The organism is Zobellia sp. B3R18, from assembly GCF_018860715.1.
GTDB lineage: Bacteria > Bacteroidota > Bacteroidia > Flavobacteriales > Flavobacteriaceae > Zobellia > Zobellia russellii.
Window position 1 is genome coordinate 1,427,401 of the sequence record NZ_JAHKQG010000011.1, and the last position, 25,531, is coordinate 1,452,931.

Genomic DNA, 25,531 nt, shown 5'->3' on the forward strand with positions numbered 1-25,531 from the left:
GATATACTATGAATTTAAAGAAATCATTGCTCATAATCATAGCAGTACTGTTGATTGACCAATTGAGCAAAATTTATATAAAGACCCATTTTGTACTGGGAGATTCTGTTGAGGTTTTTAGCTGGTTCAAAATACTGTTCATTGAAAATTCAGGAGCTGCATGGGGAGCCAAGTTAAGTGATTTCTTGCCTATATCGGAACCAACCGGCAAGTTGGTCTTAACCGTGTTTAGGTTGTTTGCCGTAGCAGGAATTGGATACTGGCTGTACGATACTATTCGTAAGGAATCCTCTAAAACCCTGATCTTGGCAGTTTGCTTGATTTTTGCAGGAGCCTTGGGGAACATTATAGATTCTGTATTCTACGGTGTACTATTTAGTGATAGCTATCAACAATTGGCAACGGCATTTTCAGATGAACCTTATGGCAGTATTTTTTACGGGAAAGTAGTAGATATGCTTTATTTTCCTATGGTAGATACAACGTGGCCAGATTGGGTTCCTTATTTTGGAGGCTCTAGTTTTCGGTTTTTTGAACCGGTTTTTAATATTGCTGATATGGCTATCAGTACCGGTGTAGGTATTCTTTTGGTTTTCAATAAGAAAGCGTTCGGTAAGGTAGATGATGAGCCAACTACCAGTGAAGCTGATTCATTGTAATCTTTTAGAAAGAATAGGTTTTAGTGGGGGTCACGCAATAATCTAAAGGCATGTCTAAGTTGTTCACATCAGTTATGAGTTCCCCTTCAGCGGAAAATAAGGATAAGCCAATTTTAATAACATCTGGGCGACATTGAGACAAGAAGGTGTCATAAAACCCTTTTCCATAACCTACACGATTTCCTTGTTCGTCAAAAGCCAATAAGGGAATGAAAACTACGTCTATTTTTGTGCTGGGTATTTCTATACCATCAACCGGTTCAGGTATATTCCATTCATTCTTTACAAGGCGCGTAGAATCCGTTAGCAAATAATGCTCTAATGTAGTTTTGTCAACTACTTTGGGTAGTACTATATTTTTATCCTTTCCTTGAAGTATGGAAAGAACGTAGGTAGTGTCAATCTCCTTGTTTTCGGAAATGGGTAAAAAAATATGGTAAAAGTCGTAAGACCATACCGGTAGTTTGAGCAGTCCGTTAGCAATACTCAGGCTAGAATTAGAAAGGGATTCATTGTCAATTAAATCTCTTCGATTTTTGTATAGTGATCTTAAATCTTTTTTAAGCATTGATTATGACCTCAGTACAATTGGGGAAACTCTAGTATGCTTATTCTTTTACAGACACTGCGTAATATATCTTAAATGATATCATTAAGATAAGATACAGGCCGAGGGTTATAATATATTTATCCATGTGGTAATTGATTTTGATTCTTAAATCTAATTAAAAAATTTTATTAAAACACTTTTAACTGCAACTTTTCATCGATGAAATGCATTTTTTAGTGTTTTTTTAACAAATTTGCGCTTTTTCGCGTGCAAAAATGTGCAAAAAAGGGCGGCATAAGACTTCATTTCGTTTGCCTGAGCAAATGGGGCGGGCTTTCCGGTATTCGTTAAAAAAGAGTAAAACACTTAGCCCTTTTAATAAAACATAGTAATTTAACATGATAGAAATAGATGCCTTCTACCATTTAATTTGATAAACCGTTTTTGTAATGCCCCAAGTACCTATAGAAGTACAATTAAGCACGTTGCCCCAGAGTCCTGGTGTATACCAGTTTTATGATGTAGATGATAAAATATTGTATGTAGGTAAGGCCAAAAATCTTAAAAAGCGGGTTTCTTCATATTTTACGAAAAACCATGAGTACGGAAAAACGCGCGTTCTCGTAAAAAAAATTAGGAACATCAAACATATTGTTGTCCCTACAGAATCCGATGCGCTGCTTTTGGAAAACAATCTTATTAAGAAATATAGGCCCAGGTATAATGTCTTGTTGAAGGATGACAAATCATATCCTTGGATCTGTATTAAAAACGAGCGTTTCCCTAGAATTTTCCCTACTAGAAAGCTAATAAAGGACGGTAGTGAGTATTTTGGCCCGTATACCAATATGAAAACGGTTCGAACGTTGCTGGACTTGGTAAAAGGGGTTTATCCATTGCGGACCTGTAACTATGATCTGTCAAAAGAAAAAATAGATTCCGGTAAATACAAGGTTTGTTTGGAATATCATTTGGGAAACTGTAAAGGACCCTGTGAAGGCTTTCAGTCTGCGGAGGAATATGATCAACAGATAGAGGATATTAGAAAAATAATTAAGGGAGATTTTAAGTCGTCTTTAAGCTATTTTAGATCACAGATGAAAACGCTGGCATCCGAAATGAAATTTGAGGAGGCACAACAAATCAAGGAAAAGATAGAGGTTCTGGAAAACTATCAAGTAAAATCTACAATCGTCAATCCAAAGATCAATAATGTAGATGTGTTCTCTATAATTTCGGACGAGAGCCATGCCTATATTAATTTCCTGCAGTTGTCCCATGGGTCTATTATTCGGTCGCACACCCTAGAAATAAAGAAGAAGTTAGATGAGACGGATGCCGAGCTTTTGGCGCTCTCTATTATAGAGATCCGGCAAAGGTTCAAGTCGCTTTCTAGGGAGCTTTATCTCCCTTTTGAAGTTCCTGTAGAAGCACACCTTAAAGTTTCCGTGCCAAAATTGGGCGATAAAAGAAAGATTTTAGAACTCTCTGAGCGCAATGCCAAATTTTATAGACAAGAGCGGTTTAAGCAGATTAAGATTATTGATCCGGATAGGCACACCAACCGAATCATGGCGCAGATGAAAAAAGATTTGCATCTTTCCGAAGAGCCAAGGCATATAGAATGTTTTGATAACAGTAATATTCAAGGAAGTAATCCGGTGGCTGCTTGTGTGGTTTTTAGGAATGGGAAACCTTCAAAAAAGGAATATCGTCATTTTAATATAAAAACCGTGGAAGGCCCAGATGATTTTGCCTCTATGGAAGAAGTGGTCTATAGGAGGTATAAACGTCTTTTGGCCGAAGCTGAGCCATTGCCTCAACTTATTGTTATTGATGGAGGAAAGGGCCAATTATCTTCTGCGTTAAAAAGTTTGGACCTTCTTGGTCTAAGAGGTAAAATTGCCATTATTGGTATAGCCAAGCGGTTGGAGGAAATCTATTTTCCCGAAGACCCTATTCCGCTTTATCTTGATAAAAAATCCGAAAGTCTAAAGATTGTTCAGCAATTACGGAATGAGGCCCACCGCTTTGGAATCACCTTTCACAGAAATAAAAGAAGTAAGGCGGCCATTAATTCTAAGTTGGAAAGTATAGAAGGTATTGGTGAAAAAACGGCACAGGAACTTTTGAAAAAATTCAAGTCCGTAAAACGAATAAAAGAAGCCTCTATGGAAAACCTAACGGAAACCGTGGGCTTATCTAGGGCAAAAAAAATTTATGAAGCATTCCATTAAAATTACGACTAACTCAGCACAATGAAAAAAGCCGTTATAGGAATTGGGTTACTCTTTTTCACTTTGTTTTGTTTTGCTCAGGAACCTGAGAAGAAAGACATCAAAGTGGGGCTGGTGTTGAGTGGAGGTGGCGCTAAGGGCATGGCTCATATTGGTGCTATAAAAGTATTGGAAGAAGCCGGTATAAAAGTGGATTATATTGGGGGGACCAGTATGGGGGCCATTGTTGGGTCTTTATATGCTGCTGGCTATACCGGTGATCAATTAGATTCAATTTTTAGGGCTACGGATTTCACTAACCTTATTCAGGACAATCTGCCCAGAAGCGCTAAAACATTTTACGAAAAGGAAAATTCTGAAAAATATGCCGTTACCTTGCCTTTTGACAATTTTAAGGTATCCGTGCCTCCCGCATACTCCGGTGGTCAGAACGTATATAATGAGTTGGTTAAGTTCTTGTATCCGGTAAGAAACATAAAGGATTTTAATGATTTGCCCATTCCTTTTGTGTGTATTGCAACGGATGTAGAAACGGGTGATGAAGTGGTTTTAAGAGAGGGGTATTTACCGGAAGCCGTTATGGCCAGTGGAACGTTGCCGTCACTTTTTGAACCTGCTCGCATAAACGGAAAAGTATTGATAGACGGTGGTGTGGTCAACAATTATCCTATAGACGAGGTAAAAAAAATGGGGGCCGATATCATAATTGGGGTAGATGTACAGCACGGACTTAGAAATAGGGAGTCTCTATTAACCGCCACCGAGATTTTATTGCAAATCAATAATTATAGGACCGTTCTTGATATGGCTGAAAAGTCCAAAAAGACAGATATCTATATAAAACCCGAAATGACGGATTACTCCATTATAGACTTTAATTTAGGCGATGTTATTATTAAAAGTGGGGAGGATGCTGCCCGTAAAAGAATAGATACTTTAAAAGCTATTGCTTCCAGACAAATTGGAAAAAGGAAGGCCAAGGAGAGAATCGTTTCTTCAGATACGTTAAGTATCAGTCATTTGGTTATATTGGAGAGTGAGAATTATTCCAGAGGTTACGTTAAAGGAAAATTAAGGTTTGATACAGATAAACCAACCACCTTTTCACGAGTACAGCAGGGTATCAGTAATCTAGCCGCAACTGGAAATTTTCATACAATCCACTATAAAATACAGGATGACGAAGACAATGACGAGCAAGAGATGATTCTAGATTTGAATGAAAATAAAAGTAAATCCTTTATTCGTCTAGGTGCTCACTATGATAATCTCTACAAGACGGCAGCCATCTTGAATTATACAAGAAAAAGTTTGATTACCAGAGATGATGTATCTTCTTTTGACTTTATTATTGGAGATAATATCAGGTACAAACTACAATATTATGTGGATAAGGGTTTTTATTGGAGTTTTGGTTTTAATTCAAGTTTTAATGAATTTGAAAAGGACGTTAGCTTTGATTTAGTGCGAAGCAATTTTGATGTTCAGGCCGGGGCAAATTTAAATTCAATAAACATAGATGTAACGGATTTTACCAATCAGGTCTATGTGCAAACGGTTTTACGAGAAGAGTTTGCGTTTAGAACGGGGTTGGAACATAAATTTTTAAAGTATAGCACCAAGACATTAGGGCAGAACGCACCGGTAGGTCCTACAGGTAAGACGCCTGATCAAAGAACGTTTCTTGAAAAGAGTAGTTATTATAGCGCTTTTGGGCAGTTAACTTTTGACACCTATGATGATAAGTACTTTCCTTCAAAAGGATTGTACTTTGATGGTGATTTTCATTTCTATGTCTTTTCATCTGATTTTAACGAAAACTTTAAGGAGTTCTCAATTGCGCAGGCTAGGTTGGGTACGGCAGTGCCATTTTTTAAAAATTTCTCCGTAAACGTAGAAGCAGAAGGAGGTTTTAAATTGGGTACTTCAAGCGTTTCCTCCTTTGATTTTATTCTAGGGGGCTTCGGTACAAATCTTTTAAACAATTTTACGCCTTTCTTTGGATATGATTATTTGGCTTTGCCCGGTAACGCTTTTGTAAAAGCCTACGGTAGGTTGGATTATGAATTTGCGCCTAAGAACCACTTTATGCTTACTGCAAACTATGCCAATGTAGACGATGATCTTTTTAGAACGGGAGAGTGGTTTACTCTACCAAGTTATTCCGGTTACGGCGTTGGTTATGGGTGGGAATCTTTTATGGGGCCTATGCAAATGCATTATTCATGGTCTCCAGAAGGGAAGACCAATAACTTCTTTTTTAGTTTAGGGTATTGGTTTTAATGCGCTTAGGTTTAAAGTGGTGTTTTTTTACGATATTTGTTACATATGCTACAATTAAGAGTTGATATTACTGCCCATCTTAGGGCCATGTGGTAAATACCCACTTTTTAGTTCTTGCTCCACGCTTGAACACGAGTTCTATTTTTCAGCTTTTAACAATTTACATTACTAAAAACATACAGATATGTCAACTTTAGATACTACTTCATTGAATTTACCCAAGGAAAACCCGGAAGCAGAAGATTTTCTACCTCTTTTGGGAACGGATTATATAGAGCTTTATGTAGGTAACGCAAAGCAAGCGGCCCATTACTATATGGCGGCATGGGGGTTTCAGCCTTTGGCCTATGCAGGTCTGGAAACTGGGCTTAAAGATCGGGTTTCCTACGTTTTACAGCAAGATAAGATTAGATTGGTGCTCACCTCTCCGCTAAAGTCGGGAGGAGATATCAATAAGCATATAGATTCTCATGGAGATGGGGTAAAAGCTATTGCTTTATGGGTAGATGACGCTTCTAAAAGTTATGAGGAAACCACCAAAAGAGGAGCGGAAAGTTACTTGGAGCCCAAAACGATTAAGGATAAGGATGGTGAGGTTGTACTTTCGGGAATTCACACCTATGGAGAAACGGTTCACGTTTTTGTAGAGCGAAAAGATTACAAAGGAGTTTTTATGCCGGGCTACAGAGCTTGGAACCCATATTACAAACCTTCTGATGTTGGACTAAAGTACGTAGACCATATGGTGGGTAACGTAGGCTGGAACGAAATGAACAAATGGTGTGAATTTTACGCCAAGGTTATGGGTTTTGCCCAGTTGGTCTCTTTTGATGACAAAGACATTTCAACAGAATACACGGCGCTAATGAGTAAGGTTATGAGCAATGGTAACGGCCGAATTAAATTTCCCATAAACGAACCGGCAGACGGTAGAAAAAAGTCGCAAATAGAAGAATATATAGATTTTTACAACGGAGCGGGTGTGCAGCATATGGCATTGGCAACGGATAATATTATTGAAACGGTTACGGCATTGAGAGATCGGGGCGTTGAATTTTTAACAGTACCCTCAAGTTATTATGAAGATGTATTGGACCGTGTGGGTGAAATAGATGAGGACTTGGCCCCTCTTAGTGAATTGGGAATCCTTATTGATAGGGATGAAGAGGGTTATCTGCTTCAGATTTTTACCAAACCTATTTTGGATAGGCCAACCATGTTCATTGAAATTATTCAAAGAAAAGGAGCTAAATCATTTGGTAAAGGTAATTTTAAGGCGCTTTTTGAAGCAATTGAAAGAGAGCAGGAGTCCAGAGGAACCTTGTAATAGTTATTATCTTAAAGCACAGGTATATTATTTGTGAAAGTATACCTCGTTTTTGGTCTAAAAAGGGGTGTTTTTAAGTGAAAAGCGACCCCTATATCTTAATGAAATGCCAATTTTATAGCCGTTAGCAAAAAGAACTGTTAATGTAATAGTTAAAGTAAGTTAAAACGGATTGAGGATTGAAACTATGCCTTAAATTTGTAGGCGTAAGGGGTGGTTCCCTTACAACTTTAAGTATTGGTTTTTCATAATTTAAAGTTTGGTTGGTTATTTAGGAAAAGCCCTGACATGAAATGTTGGGGCTTTTTTTTAAGCCTAACTTTAGTTTTATATTCTAAGCTGCGGGTCTGGCCTGGGTTAAGCATAATTTATACTTTAAGTTCTAAAATAACAGGGTTGAGGTATGCGTACAATACTTTGGAATAAATTTTGTTTAAGTAATTGTAAGCCCTTAATATGGTAAAGGTCCATTTTGTATTTTTATCGTAATACTATAGCTATGAAAAAAGCAATTACTTTACTTTTTCTTCTCGTTATTTTCTCTTCTTCCGCCCAGAATAGTACCTCCGCCTTTGAACCTGGCGAATGGTTAAAATTTAGAATGCATTATGGTTTTTTAAATGCAAGTTACGCTACACTGCATCTAAAGTCTGACGTGGTGAATGGTGTGCCGGTTTATCATGTGGTGGGTCGTGGAAAAACTACGGGTTTCGCCAGTGTGTTTTTTAAGGTAGACGATACGTATGAAAGCTATTTTGATAAAAAGGATGGTAAGCCTTATAAATTCATTAGAAAAATAAACGAAGGTGGTTATACCAAGGATATTGAGATAAACTTTGATCATGAAGAGGATAAAGCTGTTCTGAACGATAAAAAACACAATAAAAAGTATAATTTTGAGCTACAGGACAGTATTCAGGATTTAATATCTGCATTCTACTATCTTAGAAACAACTACGAGCCAAGTGATTTAGTTGAAGGCGAAGCCGTAAAATTGAAAATGCTGTATGATGATGACGGTGTTTTTAACTTTAAACTTAAATATTTAGGAACAGAAGTGCTTAAAACTAAGTTCGGTAAGGTAGAATGTTATAAATTTAGGCCTTTGGTACAGTCCGGTCGTGTTTTTAAGGAAAAAGAAAGTCTTTCCTTATGGGTTTCGGCAGACGATAACAGAATACCTATACGCATACAGGCAGATTTGGCGGTTGGGTCCATCAAAGCTGACCTTGACGGGTATAACGGCCTTAAGCATCAGTTCAAGATAATAATGGATTAAAACCCTAATGAGAGATAAAGAGCGAATAGATTCACAAATTTCAAAACTAGAAGAGAAGTATAAAGACTCCGGTCAGGATTTAAGTTCTTATTTAGATGGGCTTCTTTATCAACGTTACCTCACGTATTGGGATTATATTCATTTGGATACCCTTTTAAGTCTTCAGGTACCACGCACCTATTTTCCGGACGAGGAAATTTTTATCATGTACCACCAGATTACTGAGCTGTATTTTAAGCTTATTCTTCATGAGCAAAAACAGTTGGTTGATGATAAATCGCAAAAGATAGATTTCTTTATAGAAAAAGCGAGACGGATCAATAGCTATTTTAAGGCGTTGATATCTTCTTTTAGTATTATGATAAAGGGTATGGAGAGAGAACAATTTCTTCAATACCGTATGGCCTTGCTCCCGGCAAGTGGTTTTCAGTCGGCACAATACCGCATGATCGAGATTTATTCCACTCCTATGGAGAATTTGGTCCATCATACGGAGAGAGATTCCTTTTCTTCGGAAAATAGTCTTGAAGAACTGTATGAGGAAATTTATTGGAAAAAAGGAGCCACCGATTTGGCCACCGGAGAGAAGACGTTAACATTGAAGCAGTTTGAGTATAGGTATACCCCGCGCCTAATACGAATAGCAAAGCAAGTAGAGCACAATACCATTTACCAAAAATATCAGCAACTACCTGCCAATAAGAAAGATAATAAAGAGCTAATAGATGCGTTAAAGACATTGGATATGAACGCCAATGTAAACTGGCCTTTAATGCATATGGGTTCTGCTCATAGGTATTTAGGAAAAGACAAAGAGGAAATAGATGCAACAGGAGGAACAAATTGGAAGAACTATTTACCTCCAAGTTTTCAGAAAATTGTATTCTTTCCGGAAATCTATTCAAAACAAGAGTTAAATAATTGGGGGAAAGAGTGGGTAGACCATATCTTTAACCCGGACAAGAAACAAGCAGAGTAAAATGAATAAATATTGGGGCCTTCTTTTCGTTATTTTAATATCACTTTCCTGTAAAGATGACAAGCCAGTTCTAAAAGAACCGGTCAAACAAATGGCTGCCATAGTTCCTATAGAGAAACCTGTAATGAAACAATTCGGGTTTAATTTAGATGAGTTTACCGTACAGCTAGACACCGTGAAAAATGGTGATAGTTTTGGTGAGCTTATGCTTCAGAACAAAGTAGACTACCCCAAGATTGCCAAAATAACCCAAGATTTTAAAGATACTTTTGATGTTCGCAAGATTCGTGTGGGCAAACCATATCTTATTTTAAAGTCAAAAGATACTACAGAGGCGGCGCAAGTATTCATTTATGAAAACGACCCCATTAATTATACCGTAGTTGATCTTAGGGATACGGTTAAGGCTTATAGAAATAAGAAAGAAGTTACCTATGTAGAGCGTGAAGCTTCGGGAGTTATTGAAACTTCCTTGTCTCAGGCTATTTTAGATCAAGGCATAGATTATACCGTTACCAACAGCCTATCCGAAGTGTATGCATGGACCATAGATTTCTTTCGTCTTCAGAAAGGAGATAAGTTCAAGGTAATTTATAAGGAAAAGTACATCAATGATTCCATTTATGCAGGAGCAGGTGCCATAGAAGCAGCTTACTTTGAGCACAACGGAAGACCTATTTACGCTTTCGCTTATGAAAACGATTCGCTAAAAAGCATAGTCGATTATTTTGATGAAGAAGCCAATAACCTTAGAAGAACGTTTTTAAGAGCTCCGGTTCAGTTCAGTAGAATTTCATCTAGATATAACCTTAAGCGAAGAATACGCTATTACGGAAATAAGATAAGACCTCATAAAGGAACGGATTATGCTGCGCCAAAAGGAACACCTATCTTGGCAACTGCAGATGGTACGGTAACCGAATCAACAAGAAGAGGCGGGAACGGTAAATATGTAAAGATCAGACACAACGGAACCTATTCTACCCAATACTTGCATATGAGCAATCAGAATGTAAAAAGAGGGCAATTTGTAAGGCAGGGAGATGTAATAGGTTGGATCGGAATGACCGGTAATACCAGTGGTCCTCACGTTTGTTACCGTTTTTGGAAGAACGGAAGACAAGTGGATCCTTTAAAAGAAGAACTTCCGTTGGCAGAGCCTTTGGACGAGTCCTTACAGCCAGACTACTTCAATTACATCAATCCAATAAAAGATCAGTTGGATTGTATGGTATATCCAGAAAGTCCGGTAGAAGAAGATATTCTAGTTGAAGATTTGGCATCCGCCGAAAAATAACGACACTTAAGGTTTTGGTTTAGAATGAATATGGCTTATTTTCGCCGTAGTAATTTCTAACACATTAAAAAACCCAAAATGTCATTACAGAGCACAAACCCTACTGAAACTTCTGCTTGGAAAAAACTTGCCCAGCACTTTGAAAATACTAAAGAGGAACAGTTAAAAAACCTTTTTGCATCTGATGCTTCTAGGGCAGAAAAGTTTACTTTAAAATGGAACGATTTTCTAGTTGATTTCTCTAAAAACAGAATTACTGATGAAACCGTAAACTTGCTTCTGCAATTAGCCGATGAAGTTAATTTGGCCGATGCCATCCAAAAACAATTTGGAGGCAAAGAAATTAACCAAACAGAGGGGCGTGCAGTATTACATACAGCGCTTAGAGCTAAAAAATCCGATACAATTTTAGTGGATGGTGAAAATGTGGTTGAAGAAGTTTACCAGGTTAAAGAACATATTAAGGAATTTACAGAAAGTATCATTTCTGGGAATGCTGTAGGATATACAGGTAAAGCCTTTACCGATGTTGTAAATATTGGTATTGGAGGTTCTGACCTAGGACCGGCTATGGTAACGGAAGCCCTTAAATTCTATAAAAATCACCTGAAGCTTCACTTCGTCAGCAATGTAGATGGTGATCACGTTAACGAGGTTTTAAAAGAACTTGATCCGGAGACTACTCTTTTTGTAGTAGTGTCAAAGACCTTTACCACCCAAGAAACATTAAGTAATGCAACTACCATAAAAAAGTGGTTCTTAAAGCATGGTACACAAGAAGATATTGCTAAGCATTTTGCTGCGGTATCTACCAATACAGAAGCCATAGCCGAGTTTGGGATTGCTGCGGAAAACGTATTTCCTATGTGGGACTGGGTAGGTGGCCGTTTTTCTTTATGGAGTGCCGTTGGCCTATCAATAGCTTTAGCCGTTGGGTTTGATAACTTTGATGAGTTGTTAATGGGAGCCAATGAAATGGACGAGCATTTTAAAACTGCAGATTTTAAAGACAATCTTCCTGTTGTTCTGGCATTGTTAAGTGTATGGTATAACAACTTTTACGGAGCAGAGACAGAGGCAATCATTCCTTACACGCAATATTTGAGCAGGTTTTCGGCCTATTTGCAGCAAGGTATTATGGAGAGTAACGGTAAAAGTGTTGACCGTAACGGCAAACGTGTAGGTTATGAAACTGGCACCATTATATGGGGAGAGCCGGGGACCAATTCGCAGCATGCTTTCTTTCAGTTAATACATCAAGGAACAAAACTTATTCCAGTAGATTTTATCGGGTTTAAAAAATCCTTGCACGGAGACGTTGATCATCATAACAAGTTAATGGCCAATTTCTTTGCTCAGACAGAGGCGCTAATGAACGGTAAAACTGCCGAGCAGGTGCGTGAAGAATTGGAGGGTAAAGGCATGGCCCAAAATGAAATCGAAAAATTATTGGCCTTCAAGGTCTTTGAAGGAAACAAGCCTACAAATACAATTCTTATAGATAAGTTGTCTCCTAAGAGTTTGGGTAGCTTAATAGCGCTTTATGAGCACAAAATTTTTGTGCAAGGGGTTATTTGGAACATCTTTAGCTACGATCAGTGGGGCGTAGAACTCGGAAAGCAACTGGCAGGAACAATTTTGAAAGATATTAAAGGTTCAGAAATTGCCGATCATGACAGCTCTACTTTGCAGCTTTTGCGTTATTTTAAGGGTTAAAATAGAATTTTCATATTTTTTTATAATATTGGCGCAACTTCTTATTTTTGAGTGGAAGTTGCGCCTTTGTTCAGTATATTCGCAAAGGGGTTATTTAACCTTCTCTTAACATTCGCACCAGCAAAATGCAGCACTTTTGCAGCAAATTGAGAAAACGTAAAAACTGAACAAATGAAAAAGATTTATTTAGCTTGTGTCGCATTTCTGATGACGGCAATGGCTTTTTCACAAGGTGTTACCACATCTTCACTGGGGGGTCAAGTAACAGACAATTTAGATGAGCCGCTATTAGGGGCCAATATTGTTGCCGTTCATACACCATCGGGAACTAAGTATGGGGCAACGACTGATTTTGATGGGTACTACCGAATATCTAACATGAGAGTAGGTGGTCCATACACCGTAACAATATCTTATGTAGGGTTTAATAATTTTGAACGTACAGGAGTTTTTCTAAACCTAGGAGAAACGGTTAGAATTAGCACAAAATTGAGTGAGTCATCTACGGAGCTAGACGAGGTAGTTGTAACTGCTAGTCCAACAGGAGTTTTTGATTCGGACAAAACAGGTGCTTCAACAAGAATTAATCAAAGAGATATTGCAACTGTTCCTTCAGCTTCTAGATCTATTGCAGATTTTGTTAGGTTAACTCCACAGGCACAAATTTCAGAAGGAGATGATGGTTTTTCAATTTCTATTGCAGGGCAAAACAACCGTTATAATGCCATTTATATTGATGGTGCTGTAAATAATGATGTTTTTGGTTTGGCTGGTTCTGGAACTAATGGAGGTCAAACAGGGGTTAACCCATTTTCTGTAGATGCTATTGAATCGTTTCAAGTGAACGTTGCTCCTTTTGACGTGAAAATATCTGGTTTTTCTGGTGGAGCAATTAGTGCAATCACTCGTTCAGGTACAAACGAAGTTGAAGGGTCTGCTTACTACTTTTATAGGAGTCAAGATTTAGCAGGTAAAACACCGGTAGAATCTGCTGGCGATAGAGAAAGAACTAAACTTAACGATTTTACCGCTCAGACCTACGGGGTTAGAATTGGAGGGCCAATAGTAAAAGACAAACTTTTCTATTTTGTTAATTACGAAAGACAAAATGATGAAACACCGCAGCCTTTTAACATTGATAATTACAGTGGTAATTCTTCTGCAAGTGATTTAAATACTTTACGAGAATTCCTTATTAATAGCTACGGATACGATCCAGGCTCATATGATAATAACACGCGTACACTTGAGAGTAATAAACTAACGGCAAAAATTGACTGGAATATAAATGATAATCATAAGTTATCACTTAAACACAGTTACGTTGGAGGAGAAAATTTAGAAGCTAGAACTTCGGATAATAACGATATTGGTTTTATTAATGGTTCTGAATTTTTTAAAACAACAACAAACTCAACTTCATTAGAACTTAGCTCTCGTTTTGGAAATAAGTTCTCCAACAGCTTTATTTTAGGGTATACTGCGGTTAAGGATGATCGTGACCCTGATGGAGAGCCATTCCCTTTTATTGATATTAACGATGGCCCTGGAGGAAGTGATATTTCAATTGGTGGAGAACAATTTTCTACAGCCAATTTGTTAGATCAAAATATTTTGACACTTACAAACAATTTTGAAATCTATTCGGGAAAGCATACAATTACATTAGGAACTCATAATGAGTATTCAAGAGCTAAAAACTTATTCTTGGCTTCAAATTATGGTGCATATGAGTATAATAACTTAAATGATTTCCTAACGAATCAAAGACCAAATATCTATCAAAGAGGATATTCTTTAATTAGTGAAGGAGTAGGTGATACATCATCTGGAGCTGCTGAATTCTCTGTTTTTCAGTTAGGTTTTTATATCCAAGATGAAATTCAGTTTACTGATAACTTCAAATTTAGGTTAGGTGTTAGACTTGATACTCCTTTCTGGGAAGATGGTGCTGTTAACGAGGACTTCAATACTAGAGCAATTCCATTACTTGAAGCTGCAGGGAAGGATTTGAAAGGGGCTAAAGTTGGTCAGAAAGTTTCTACTACGTCATATTTTTCACCACGTGTTGGATTTAACTGGGATGTTACAGGAAATAGAAGTACTCAAATTCGTGGTGGTTTAGGAATTTTTACATCAAGATTACCATTGGTATGGCCTGGTGGAACATATAATAATAACGGTGTTACGGGAGGTTATACTTTCCAAGGAGCATGGTTTACGGAAACACCTCTTTTCAACCCGGATATAAATAATCAGCCTGTAGGTGCTCAACCAGGTACAGGTGAAGTTGGTGGAAATATTGATTTGTTTGCTCCAGACTTTAAATTGCCACAGGTGTTAAAAATGAATCTAGCCATTGATCAAAAATTACCAATATGGGATTTAGTTGCTTCTGCAGATTTCATTTGGAATGATAACATCAATGCTATTTATTACGAAAATCTTAACGTTCCTTCACCTGTAGCAAATCTTACAGGTTCAGGAGATAACAGATCTATATATTCCGGGGGAGATATAGACAGTACTTATGATAGAATTATTTTGGCTTCAAACACTGGTGAGGGAAGTTCTTATAACGCTTCGTTTACGTTAAGAAAACCTTTTCAGAATGGTTTTGCTGGGCAAGTATCTTATAGTTATGGTGATTCTGATGTTATTTTTGAAGGTACTTCTTCTCAGAATAGTTCTCAATGGAGAAATATCCAAACTGTAAATGGTAAGAATTCAAGATTACGTGTGGCTACTTCAGATTTTTCTCAAGGGCACAGAATATCGGCTAACGCTTCATATGAACTAAAATGGAACGATAAGCTTAAGACTACGCTTGGTGTATTTTATGAAGGTGTTAATGGAAGTCCATTCTCCTATATATACGGTAACCCTGATGGAAATAGATTGTTGAATGATGACTCCAGGGATAATGCATTAATTTATGTTCCGGCCAATCAGTCAGATATTAATTTGGTAGATATTGTAGATGGGGACGGTAATGTAACTGTGCCTGTGGCGGAGCAATGGTCTGCTTTAAATGGTTATATTAACGGTAATGAGTATCTTTCCTCACGTAGAGGCGAGTATGTAGATAGAAACGCGGATAGAGGTCCGTGGAGTCATATTGTAGATTTAAAGGTATTACAAGATATCTCTATGAATTTTGGAGGAAACAAAAAACATACGCTTCAGTTGTCTTTTGATATATTCAACTTTACTAATTTGTTGAACAAAAACTGGGGTACTCTAAAAACTGTTGGGAATTTTGATGCCGTATCCTTAATTGATTTCCAAGGTTTGGAAGCAGATGGGACCACTCCTCAGTTTAGTTTTGATCCGTCTACAATAGATAGGATTGAGCAAATAGACGATCAAGGTATCCAAAGCTCAAGATGGCAAGCACAAATAGGTGTTCGTTACATTTTTAAATAAGAATTTTACAACATAATTTAAAAACCCTGCCGATCGGCAGGGTTTTTTTATGCCCAAAAATCAGTACATTTAAAGCTTAAAATATATCTATTATGTACGAAGTTATTCAGGTGGTTCACTCTTATTTGGCCTATGTTGTTCTCGCTCTGCTATTTTTGGCCGTTTCCAACGCCATTATGGGCTGGATTGGTAACAAAATGTTTACTATGGAAAAGGATTTGCGCCTAAGTCTTTTTACGTTGATTTTGTCGCACATTCAACTATTGGTAGGCTTAATACTATATTTTGTTTCTCCAAGCGGACTTCAAGCTATTCAGGCATTGGGTATGGGCGGTCTTAATTCGGCATCAAGATTATTGGCGGTAGAGCATCCGTTCATAAATATTATCGCCATTGTTTTAATAACAGTGGGGTGGTCTCGTCACAAGAAGTTTGTTGAAGGAGACAAGAAGTTCAAAAGCATTGCTATTTTCTATGGTTTAGGTCTAGTATTTATTCTTAGTCGTATTCCTTGGGGGCAATGGTTTAATTAACTTCCGGGAATCATTTTACTTTGCTAACTCAAACCAACCAACATGAAAAACATTTTAGTATTCGTATTCGCATTTTTTGCGGTCTCTACCTTTGCACAGGAAAAGGAACTTTTTAATGGTAAAAACTTGGACGGATGGACAATTTACGGTACTGAAAAGTGGTATGTAGAAGATGGTCTTTTGGTTTGTGAGAGTGGTCCGGATGAGCAATATGGATATTTGGCTACGGATGAACACTATAAAAATTTTGAGCTAACAGTGGACTTTAGACAGTTGGCAGACGGTAATAGTGGTGTGTTTATTCGTTCTACTGTAGAAGGCACAACGGTTAGTGGTTGGCAAGTAGAGGTGGCGCCACCAGGATATTCTACAGGGGGAGTTTACGAATCATATGGCCGAAACTGGCTCATAAAACCGGCGCCCGAAAAAGATAAGGCCCTTAAAATGGGCGAGTGGAATACCATGAAAATTCGTGTAAACGGAGATGAGATTACTTCGTGGTTAAACGGTACTGAAATGATTACGCTGACCGACAAAATTATTGGCGCCGGAGAAGGGTCGGTCATTTTACAGATCCATGATGGAGGAGGAATTAAAGTGCAATGGAAAAACATTAAAATTACCGAACTGAAGTAACAATTTTTATAAAAAAAATACTTAGAACGACCTATTCATTTTTGTAGAATGATTAGGTCGTTTTAGTTTCTTATTCGGTTGGGGTTTTGTCCATAACAGGTTTTATTAGGTAGATGTAAACCGGAAAATGATCTGAATATCCTCCGGTGTAACTTCCACCGGCATAAGTTCTTTTGGGGTAGCCTTTGTATTGCCCTTTTTTGGTAATTAAATAGGGAGCGTTAAAAACTTTAGCCTTCCAAAATTTATAAAACCTTTCTTTAGGCTGTAAAAGATTTTTGGTAAAGAAAATCTGGTCAAAAAGATTCCATTTGTCCCTGTACGCAAGAGACCCTATTCCCTTTTTATAGAGTTTCTCCATGGGGTTGTAAAGACCTAGGCTGTCCAATTTGTTGGCCTTACCTTTAGTCTTAAGAATCTTTTTAAAGCTATCGTTGGTGGGGTCGTCGTTAAAATCGCCCATGCTAATGATTTTCGCATCGGCATCCAACCGTTGTACAGAGTCTATAATACGTTTACTGAGTTTTGCTGCGGCCATGCGGTTGGGCTTACTTCTTGCTTCGCCACCACTTCTAGAAGGCCAATGGTTTACCATAAAATAGAACTGTTCGTCGTCTAAAAGTCCGCCAACAATAAGTTGGTCTCTTGTGTAATTTCTTTCGTCATCATCATTAATAAGCAATAGTCTATGACTTGCAGATGAAGTAGGTAGGAATACGGATTTTTTGTACAGCAGGGCAACATCGATCCCGCGTTCATCGGGAGAATCATAATGCACTATCCCATAATCTCTTGAAATTAAATTAGGATGGTGAATTACATCCTCTATAACTTTTCGGTTTTCTACCTCACAAATTCCTATGATGTCTGGGGAAGTTTTACTAGTGTTCAATCCAATTTCCGAAAGAACACGGGAAAGGTGATCAACTTTTTTATTGTAACGTTCAAGTGTCCAGTTATCTTTTCCTTCGGGAGTTCGGTCGTCATCAAAAATAAGGGTATCGTTTTCTGTGTCGAATAAGTTCTCAAAATTATAAAATGCAACAGTTCTAATTTTATACAATTTGTCTTCCTGAGAATACCCTCCAAGAGCAAACAATAGTAAGAGTAATGTAAACCTAAAATTCATACGGTTAGATAGATACGAATACCAATTAACGAAAAAACAATGATTTTTGTAGGTATTTCTTGTAGGATAATTTGTGTTTTCGATATCTTGTTAGGGATTCCCGACCATTAAACCCCGTTAATGAGATTATTCCTTTGTGGTACCTTTTTATTCATGTGGCATTTTGCGATATGGTCTCAAGCCAGCTTTTCTGTAGAAGGTATACTTCTTTCATACCGGTCAAAAATTCCTGTTGAAAATGCTAAGATTAACTTGGAAGGTACGAACGCGTATACGGTATCTAATGATGAAGGAGTGTTCGTTCTTTCGATTCAAAATTCAGGGGATTACATTTTAGAGATTGAAGCGACCGATTATATTCTTAAAAGGGTACCCATTTCTGTGGAAAACGGAAACTTGGATTTAGGTACACTTTACTTGGAGGAAGATATTCAGATAGAACAGGCGGATAACCTTATCTCATTGAGTGATGCAGAATTGTTGGATGATGAAGTAAGTTCTAATTCTTCCGGTCTGCTCAGGGCAACTAGAGATTTATTTTTAAATAGAGCAGCTTTTGATTTTGGCCAGGCATTTTTTCGCGTGCGTGGTTATGATTCACAGAATGGAACGGTGTTGTTGAACGGTATTTCAATGAACAAGTTTTATGATGGTCGCCCTCAGTGGAACAATTGGGGAGGTATGAACGATGTAACCAGAAATCAACAATTTACCAATGGCCTAGAAGCATCGGACTATACTTTTGGCGGTATTTCGGGTAACACCAATATAGATACTAGACCTTCTGGTTTGCGGCCCGGTACACGTTTATCTACCTCATATTCCAACAGGACCTATGCGGGCAGATTAATGGCTACTTACACTTCCGGGGTTCAAAAAAATGGTTTGGCGTATTCGGTTTCCAGCTCAAGAAGGTGGGCAAAACAAGGGTATATAGAGGGTACACTGTACGATGCATTTTCATTTTTTGGTGCATTGGAGTATCAATTCAATGAAAAGAACAGCATAAACCTTACTGCACTTTGGGCCTCAAATAGACGAGGTCGTTCCTCTGCTATTACGGAGGAGGTCTTTGCTTTGGCCGGAAAAAAATACAATCCCTATTGGGGAGGGCAGGATGGTGAAATCAGAAACTCTCGAGAGCGAAAAATCTCGGAACCCATTTTTATGCTCAACCATTATTTTAGCGCTGATCGGTTTAGTTTAAATACGGGAATGGTCTACCAGTCCGGTTCTAATTCTAGAAGTCGGCTAGGGTATTATAATGCACCCAATCCGGACCCAACCTACTATAGGTACATGCCCAGTTACTATATCAATAGCCCAATAGGGGCCAATTTTAATAGTGCTAATTCGGCCAAAGAAGGTTTTTTGAACGAGCCCCAACTTAATTGGAGTCAGCTTTACACGGCTAATACCAATGGAAATGCCGCTTATGTGCTATATGATGATGTAGCTGATGATACACGGGTAAGTTTAAATACCCTGGGAAATTTAAGCTTAACGGAGAGGTTTTTAATGGATTTTGGGTTGAGTTGTAAAACCCTGAATTCTGAAAATTATGCTAAAATTAATGATTTGTTGGGAGCGGATTTTCATGCTGATATTGACCCGTTTTCCGAAACACTGAACGATAGTAACGGAACGGTTGAAAAAGGAGAGGATGACATATTCAATTACAATTATAAGATGAAGGCCGATCAGTTTGAGTCGTTCGTTCAATTTAAATATAGTCAAGAAAGGTGGAGTGCATTTATATCCGGTAAATATGCGACTACCAATTACCAACGAGTAGGTCTTTTTAAAAATGATAGATACCCGCAGAGTTCATTGGGTAAAAGTGATGCAGCGGTATTCAATTCATTGGGAGGCAAATCTGGTTTTACTTATAAATTAACGGAAAGACATTGGCTGTCCGCTCACGGTTCCTACATGACCAGGCCGCCGGTACTTCAAAATGTGTTTATTAACCCCCGCGAGAATAATAACGTTGTACCCAACATTAGTAATGAAATAAATACGACCGTAGACCTTAATTACTTTCTGCGCCTTCCTAAATTAACGGGTAGGCTTACGGGATTTTACACCCGTTTTCAAAATACAACGGACGTAAATTTCTTCTTTGTTGATGCCGGTGTTGGGTCAGACTTCGTCCAGGAGGTTCTCACGGGGCTAGACAAGCTGCATATGGGCACGGAACTAGGTTTGGAACATCAGTTGTCGTCAGCGGTAAAATTGACCGCTGTGGCTGCTGTAGGCAAGTATGTATATGCGAGCGACCCAAATGTTGCCATTAATTTTGATACGGCAGGAAGGGAAGAAGACCTTATAAATTTAGAGGGCACGGTAGATTTGGGTATTGCCAAAATCAAAGATTATAAATTGGCGCAAGGTCCCCAACAAGCTTATGCAATAGGTATAGAGTATCGTGATCCCAAATATTGGTGGGTGGGAGCTACTACTAATTACTTGGCAAATAATTATGCAGGCATATCTACTCTTACCAGGACCCGAAGTTTTTATTTGGATCCTGAAACCAATAGCCCGTTTGCGGATGCCACAGAAGAAAATGTGAGTAATGCACTGGCTCAAAGACCGCTGGATAATTTTTACCTGCTGAATTTAGTAGGTGGGAAATCTTGGTTGAAGAACGGAAAATACATCAGTGTTTTTGCAAGTGTCAACAACCTTTTTGATTCCGTGTTCCGGACGGGAGGTTATGAGCAAAGTAGAAATGGTAATTACGGTCAATTCAAGCAAGATAATTTAAGTGGAACACCATCCTTTGCTCCTAAGTATTGGTACGGTTATGGACGCACGTATTTTTTAAACTTGGCATATAGCTTTTAGTATGGTACAGATGGGAGATAGGCATAGATTCAATAAGTTGATTTTTGTTTTTTCGTTTCTTGTAACTGTGTGTTTTAACAGTTGTATAAAGAGCCGTAATTATGAACAGCAACCAAACGACTGTACTTCAAACCTGCCAGCTAATAGTACATATGCAGATGTGAAAAGTCTTTATAAGGGCGAAACTTTCCAAATACAAGATGATTTGATAATTGAGGGGTATGTTGTTTCCTCAGATGAAGCTGGAAACTTTTTTAGTGTACTATATTTTCAGGATAGTTCCGTTAATCCAACTGAGGGATTCCAAATAGAAATAGACGTTAGGGACTCGCATTTGTTTTATCCGGTGGGAACAAAAATCGGAATAAAGTTAAAAGGTTTATACCTAGGAAAGAGTAAGGACGTATTTAAATTGGGGGCTACCTTTACCTCTTTTGGTAATGTTTCGGTAGGGAGGTTACCGGCTGCTATAGTTAATGAACATGTTTTCAGAATTTGTGATGAACAGGTATTTGTTGAGCCTACAGTAATAACGATTTCCGATGTGAAAAAGGAATTTACCAACACGCTCGTTACGCTTACTGATGTAGAGTTTAAGGAAGAGGAACTAGGGCAACCTTTTGCACTTGCAGGAGAGGAGACAGAACGTATTCTGGTAGATTGTAACGATAATGAAATTATTATGCTGAACAGCGGGTATTCTGATTTTCAAGCCGATTTGTTGCCGGAGGGTAGAGGAAGTGTAACAGGAGTTTTGATACGAGAGAATGAAGATTACAGGATTGGCATTAGTAGTGTGCTAGATGTAAACTTCAATCAAGAACGCTGTACCGAGTTGGTAGATGAATTTACTTCTGAAAATATATTGATTTCAGAATTAGCCGATCCGGACAATAATGCTTCGGCCAGGTTTGTTGAGCTTTATAATTCTTCAGATGAAAGTTTAAGTCTTAAAGGCTGGAGCCTAAAGCGGTATACAAATGCGAGCACAGAAGTCAGTTCAGAAATAGACTTGTCCGCTCTAACTATAGATGCAAATGGTTATATAGTGATTTCACCAAACGCCGGGGAGTTTGAAGCGGTTTATGGATTTTCGCCTGATTTAGGTGTAGGAACCAATAGTCCGGCAGATTCTAACGGAGATGATAATCTTGAACTGGTAGATCCATTCGGAAAAGTAATTGATGTATTTGGGGTTGTAGGAGAAGATGGCAGTGGAACCAATCATGAATTTGAAGATGGCCGGGCGTTGCGTAAATCAGAATTTTCGAGAGGAAATGGCAGTTTTGATTTCAATGAATGGTATATATGGAACGACTCGGGAGACATGGGTACAACCAAACAGGTTAAAATAGCACCGGATGATTTTTCCCCAAAAAAGAAAGGTTAAATTTAGTATTATACTAAAATGCCTTGTAAAACCTCTGCATAAATGGGTTTTATGAGATAATTATTTTCTAACCCAAAGCTTTTGGCCGTTTCAACATCCATAGGGCTTAAAGAAGAAGTCATCATATAAATTGTTGGCTCTTCTAGGTCTTTGGGCCATATTTTACGCATTTCGGTAATAAAATCCCATCCGTCCATCACTGGCATATTAATGTCTATTAAAATTAGGGAAGGGAGAGACATTTCACCTTCTATCATTGTTTTAAAAGCTTCTATGGCGTCAAGACCGTTTTCATAAATAATGAGTTCTGGCGAGAATTTTAAAGCTTGCATTGCTCTTTTTAATCCAAAAACGGCTATCGCATCATCGTCTATAATGCATGTTTTTTCAAAATTGCCCATTCAATAAAGTAATATTCGCTTAGCTCTAGGTTTAATGATTTTGTCCAATCGCCTAAAATAAACAAATAGCTTTAATTACCTACATTTTGAAGAATATTATGAAGATCCTCTATTGAAATAGGTTTTAAAATGTAGTTGTTGACAACTTTGTATTCATGAATCCGGACAACATCACGAGGGTCAACGGACGAACTGATTATATATATGATTATGTTTTCTGCGTTATTATTGGGTAGCTGAACAAACTCATCCAAAAACTCCCACCCGTTCATAATAGGCATATTAATGTCCAGAAAAATCATAGAGGGTAGTTCCTCTCCCTTCTGGGTCATTTCTTTTAATCCATCAAATGCAGCAAGGCCATCGTTATAAACAATAATTTCGTCAGCAAAATCAACCTCGTTCATGATACGTTTGGTGCCGTAGATAAAGATTGGGTCATCGTCTATAATGCAGACGCTCTTAATTTTAGTGATATTCATATTCATGTCAATGGTTTTTTAAAGTGTAGTTTAAACGTACTTCCTGCATCAACGGCGCTTTCTACCTCAATTGTACCGTTCATGGCTTCTATTTGGTTTTTTGTAATAAAAAGACCAATACCTTTAGCGTCTTTATTGCGATGAAAAGTCTTATACATGCCAAAGAGCTTTTCACGATGTTTTTCCAGGTCTATTCCTAAACCATTGTCTTTAAAAGAAAGAACTACGCCTTCTTCTTGGATTTCTGAATTTATTTGAATTAGAGGTTTTCTGTCCGGAGAACTATATTTGAGACTATTTGAGACTAGGTTAAGCACAATACTGTCTATGTAAGCCTGGATGCCACTAACCGTAAGATTTTCAGGAACGTTAGTTTCTAAAATCGCACCTTTTTCTTGGATAAGAAGGTTCAAGTTCTTTTCTACATTTTTTATAGCCTCGTATAGGTTAATGCTTTTCATCTTTTCTAAAGAACCAACTTTTACTTGAACTACCTCGTTCAAATGTAGTATGGTTTCGTTAAGACTGTCCGATGCGCCTCTGAGCATACCCAAAAGGTTTTGGCGTTCTTCATCACTTTTTTCTTTGACCAAAAAATTGGTAAGCATAGCCAAATTACTGGAATGTGAGCGTAGATTATGTGATACGATATGGGCAAAGTTTAAAAGACTTTCATTTTGCTCTGAGGTAATATCAACCAAACGTTTTAATTTTTTTTCGTTTTCTATCTGCGGGGTAATATCAGTAATTTGTGAAATGAAGTGTAAAATTTTACCGTTAATATTTTTAACTGCGGTTACGGTCAAAATACCATGAACAATGCTGCCGTTTTTATGGAAATAACGTTTGCCCATCTGGTAGCTAGGTATTTCTCCGGCAATAGTTTGGTTCAGTAAATCTATGTCATTCTGTAAATCTTCGGGGTGGGTTATTTGCTGAAAGGTTAATTTAAGAAGCTCTTCTTCAGTGTAGCCTAAACTAGAGCACAGACTTTCGTTTATTTTAATCCATTTACCAGTTATACTAACAATGGCCATACCTGTGTCTGAATTTTCGAAGGCTCCAAAAAAAGACTCTTGACTTTTAGTGAGCATCATCTGGGTATTCTTAAGCTCTGTAATGTCCCAATTGGTTCCTGTCATTTTAATGGCCTTCCCATCAGAATTTCTTTGGGTTACCGCTGAGGCTTTTATGTACCTAGTTTCCCCATTGGGCCAAACAACTCTAAACTCAGTGTCAAATTCTTTTTCTCCGGATATGGCCTTGGCAATCTCTTGGTCTCCCCGGGCTTTATCATCAGGGTGCAGGCCTGCTTGCCAAGCTTCGTATTCACCCTTAAAATCATTTCTCTCAATCCCGTAGAGTTGGTACATGTTATCGTCCCACACGAGTTGGTTGTTTATGATATCATAGTCCCATATACCTACATTGGCTCCTTTAGTAGCAACTTCAAGTCTCTGGGTAACCTCGTAATACTTGAGTTGAGTTTTCTTTTTTTCATCAATATCCTGAAAGGTTCCAAAAATACGTACGCATTTCCCGTCTAGAAATTCAACTTCGCCTTTTGCCCTAACCCATACCTCATTTCCTTTAGCAGTAACGATTATCAACTCTGTATCCCAAGGAGTGCCATCTGTAATGGCGTTGGTTACCAAGCTTGTTATCTTTTCTCTATGTTCTCCTTTTTTATAAAAATTTATGCCGGTTTCTAGATTCGGTTTAAAATCTCTGGGTACTTCATGGATATCTTTGGTTATATCTGTCCAATGCACAAAATTTGTGGACATATCAACCTCCCAGCCACCTATTCGTGCAACACGTTCAGCCTTAGCATAGAGTTCCTCACTACGTTTTGTTTCGGTTACATCTTCTAGGGTAACTATGAGACCTCCTATTTCGTTGTTATTATTGGTCCAAGCGCTTATTCTCCATTTCAGCCATTGGACTTTGCCGTTGGGGAAAATAAATTTTTCTCCCTCGTTAAGTTTTTTTAATCCCTTTTCAAGGCATTCATGAAGTACGGATTTTAATTCTTCTGGGGTATTGGGAAGTATATCAAAATAATTTTCGCCTATGATTGATTCATAATCAGGGCAGAAATCGTTTAGCCACACTCTAGAATTTCCTACAAAGCGTAGTTGCGTATCCAAAATAGCAACTGCTGTGGGGGAATCTTTGATTAAGGAAGTTATAGAAAGAGTTTGCAATGTTTAGGGGTTTTATCGTAAAAATAGGACTTAACAATGAATAGTACGTTTCCTTATGAAACATAAGAGACCATATTTAACACAATCCTAAAAAATATACGACAATAATATACGAAAAATCTGTCATATTTTGTGTTAGGTTGAATTAAA

General features: G+C 37.9%; 18 protein-coding genes. 13 read left to right on the forward strand and 5 right to left on the reverse strand.

The window, feature by feature from the left end; translation table 11 throughout:
• Window positions 1-8 precede the first annotated feature (8 nt).
• Window positions 9-659, forward strand: coding sequence for a lipoprotein signal peptidase (locus KO513_RS12520; RefSeq protein WP_215437314.1), 651 nt, complete (start codon window positions 9-11; stop codon window positions 657-659).
• Window positions 660-663: 4 nt separating this feature from the next.
• On the opposite strand, the gene KO513_RS12525 is transcribed toward KO513_RS12520, so the two are convergent.
• Entirely contained in the window at window positions 664-1,227 is a 564-nt protein-coding gene (locus KO513_RS12525) for a 5-formyltetrahydrofolate cyclo-ligase (RefSeq protein ID WP_215913645.1), read from the reverse strand.
• Between the two features lie 431 nt (window positions 1,228-1,658).
• On the opposite strand from KO513_RS12525, the gene uvrC reads away from it, so the two are divergent.
• The 10 genes from uvrC to KO513_RS12575 all read left to right on the forward strand — a co-directional run bounded on the left by uvrC (window position 1,659) and on the right by KO513_RS12575 (window position 16,922).
• Window positions 1,659-3,446 (forward strand): excinuclease ABC subunit UvrC, encoded by a 1,788-nt coding sequence (gene uvrC, locus KO513_RS12530; RefSeq protein ID WP_215913646.1) that lies wholly within the window; start codon window positions 1,659-1,661, stop codon window positions 3,444-3,446.
• Window positions 3,447-3,467: 21 nt separating this feature from the next.
• Window positions 3,468-5,729, forward strand: a complete 2,262-nt coding sequence (locus KO513_RS12535; RefSeq protein ID WP_215913647.1) for a patatin-like phospholipase family protein — start codon at window positions 3,468-3,470, stop codon at window positions 5,727-5,729.
• Window positions 5,730-5,913: 184 nt separating this feature from the next.
• A complete protein-coding gene (hppD, locus tag KO513_RS12540) occupies window positions 5,914-7,056 on the forward strand; it encodes a 4-hydroxyphenylpyruvate dioxygenase (protein WP_215437327.1) in 1,143 nt (380 codons plus the stop codon).
• 499 nt (window positions 7,057-7,555) lie between these two features.
• A complete protein-coding gene (locus KO513_RS12545) occupies window positions 7,556-8,335 on the forward strand; it encodes a DUF3108 domain-containing protein (RefSeq protein WP_215437330.1) in 780 nt (259 codons plus the stop codon).
• A gap of 7 nt (window positions 8,336-8,342) precedes the next feature.
• The gene (locus KO513_RS12550) at window positions 8,343-9,314 is read left to right on the forward strand and encodes a tryptophan 2,3-dioxygenase family protein (RefSeq protein WP_215913648.1); all 972 of its coding nucleotides are present in this window, start codon (window positions 8,343-8,345) and stop codon (window positions 9,312-9,314) included.
• 1 nt (window position 9,315) lies between these two features.
• Window positions 9,316-10,611 (forward strand): M23 family metallopeptidase, encoded by a 1,296-nt coding sequence (locus KO513_RS12555; RefSeq protein WP_215437332.1) that lies wholly within the window; start codon window positions 9,316-9,318, stop codon window positions 10,609-10,611.
• Window positions 10,612-10,689: 78 nt separating this feature from the next.
• Window positions 10,690-12,327, forward strand: coding sequence for a glucose-6-phosphate isomerase (gene pgi, locus KO513_RS12560; RefSeq protein ID WP_215913649.1), 1,638 nt, complete (start codon window positions 10,690-10,692; stop codon window positions 12,325-12,327).
• Window positions 12,328-12,498: 171 nt separating this feature from the next.
• Window positions 12,499-15,753, forward strand: coding sequence for a TonB-dependent receptor (locus KO513_RS12565; protein WP_215913650.1), 3,255 nt, complete (start codon window positions 12,499-12,501; stop codon window positions 15,751-15,753).
• Between the two features lie 92 nt (window positions 15,754-15,845).
• Window positions 15,846-16,286, forward strand: a complete 441-nt coding sequence (locus KO513_RS12570; RefSeq protein WP_215913651.1) for a hypothetical protein — start codon at window positions 15,846-15,848, stop codon at window positions 16,284-16,286.
• Between the two features lie 42 nt (window positions 16,287-16,328).
• The gene (locus KO513_RS12575; RefSeq protein ID WP_215913652.1) at window positions 16,329-16,922 is read left to right on the forward strand and encodes a 3-keto-disaccharide hydrolase; all 594 of its coding nucleotides are present in this window, start codon (window positions 16,329-16,331) and stop codon (window positions 16,920-16,922) included.
• 70 nt (window positions 16,923-16,992) lie between these two features.
• On the opposite strand, the gene KO513_RS12580 is transcribed toward KO513_RS12575, so the two are convergent.
• Window positions 16,993-18,051 (reverse strand): endonuclease/exonuclease/phosphatase family protein, encoded by a 1,059-nt coding sequence (locus KO513_RS12580; protein ID WP_215913653.1) that lies wholly within the window; start codon window positions 18,049-18,051, stop codon window positions 16,993-16,995.
• Between the two features lie 120 nt (window positions 18,052-18,171).
• On the opposite strand from KO513_RS12580, the gene KO513_RS12585 reads away from it, so the two are divergent.
• Together KO513_RS12585 and KO513_RS12590 are read left to right on the forward strand one after the other, a co-directional pair.
• Window positions 18,172-20,901 (forward strand): TonB-dependent receptor, encoded by a 2,730-nt coding sequence (locus KO513_RS12585; RefSeq protein WP_215913654.1) that lies wholly within the window; start codon window positions 18,172-18,174, stop codon window positions 20,899-20,901.
• 10 nt (window positions 20,902-20,911) lie between these two features.
• Window positions 20,912-22,291 (forward strand): DUF5689 domain-containing protein, encoded by a 1,380-nt coding sequence (locus tag KO513_RS12590; protein WP_215914028.1) that lies wholly within the window; start codon window positions 20,912-20,914, stop codon window positions 22,289-22,291.
• A gap of 8 nt (window positions 22,292-22,299) precedes the next feature.
• Here the strand turns inward: KO513_RS12590 and KO513_RS12595 are convergent, their stop codons facing one another.
• The 3 genes from KO513_RS12595 to KO513_RS12605 all read right to left on the reverse strand — a co-directional run bounded on the left by KO513_RS12595 (window position 22,300) and on the right by KO513_RS12605 (window position 25,381).
• Window positions 22,300-22,692, reverse strand: coding sequence for a response regulator (locus KO513_RS12595; RefSeq protein WP_215913655.1), 393 nt, complete (start codon window positions 22,690-22,692; stop codon window positions 22,300-22,302).
• Between the two features lie 71 nt (window positions 22,693-22,763).
• A complete protein-coding gene (locus KO513_RS12600) occupies window positions 22,764-23,180 on the reverse strand; it encodes a response regulator (RefSeq protein ID WP_252735783.1) in 417 nt (138 codons plus the stop codon).
• The gene (locus tag KO513_RS12605; RefSeq protein ID WP_215913656.1) at window positions 23,177-25,381 is read right to left on the reverse strand and encodes a PAS domain S-box protein; all 2,205 of its coding nucleotides are present in this window, start codon (window positions 25,379-25,381) and stop codon (window positions 23,177-23,179) included. Before KO513_RS12605 ends, KO513_RS12600 begins: the two co-directional genes overlap by 4 nt.
• Between the last annotated feature and the right edge of the window lie 150 nt (window positions 25,382-25,531).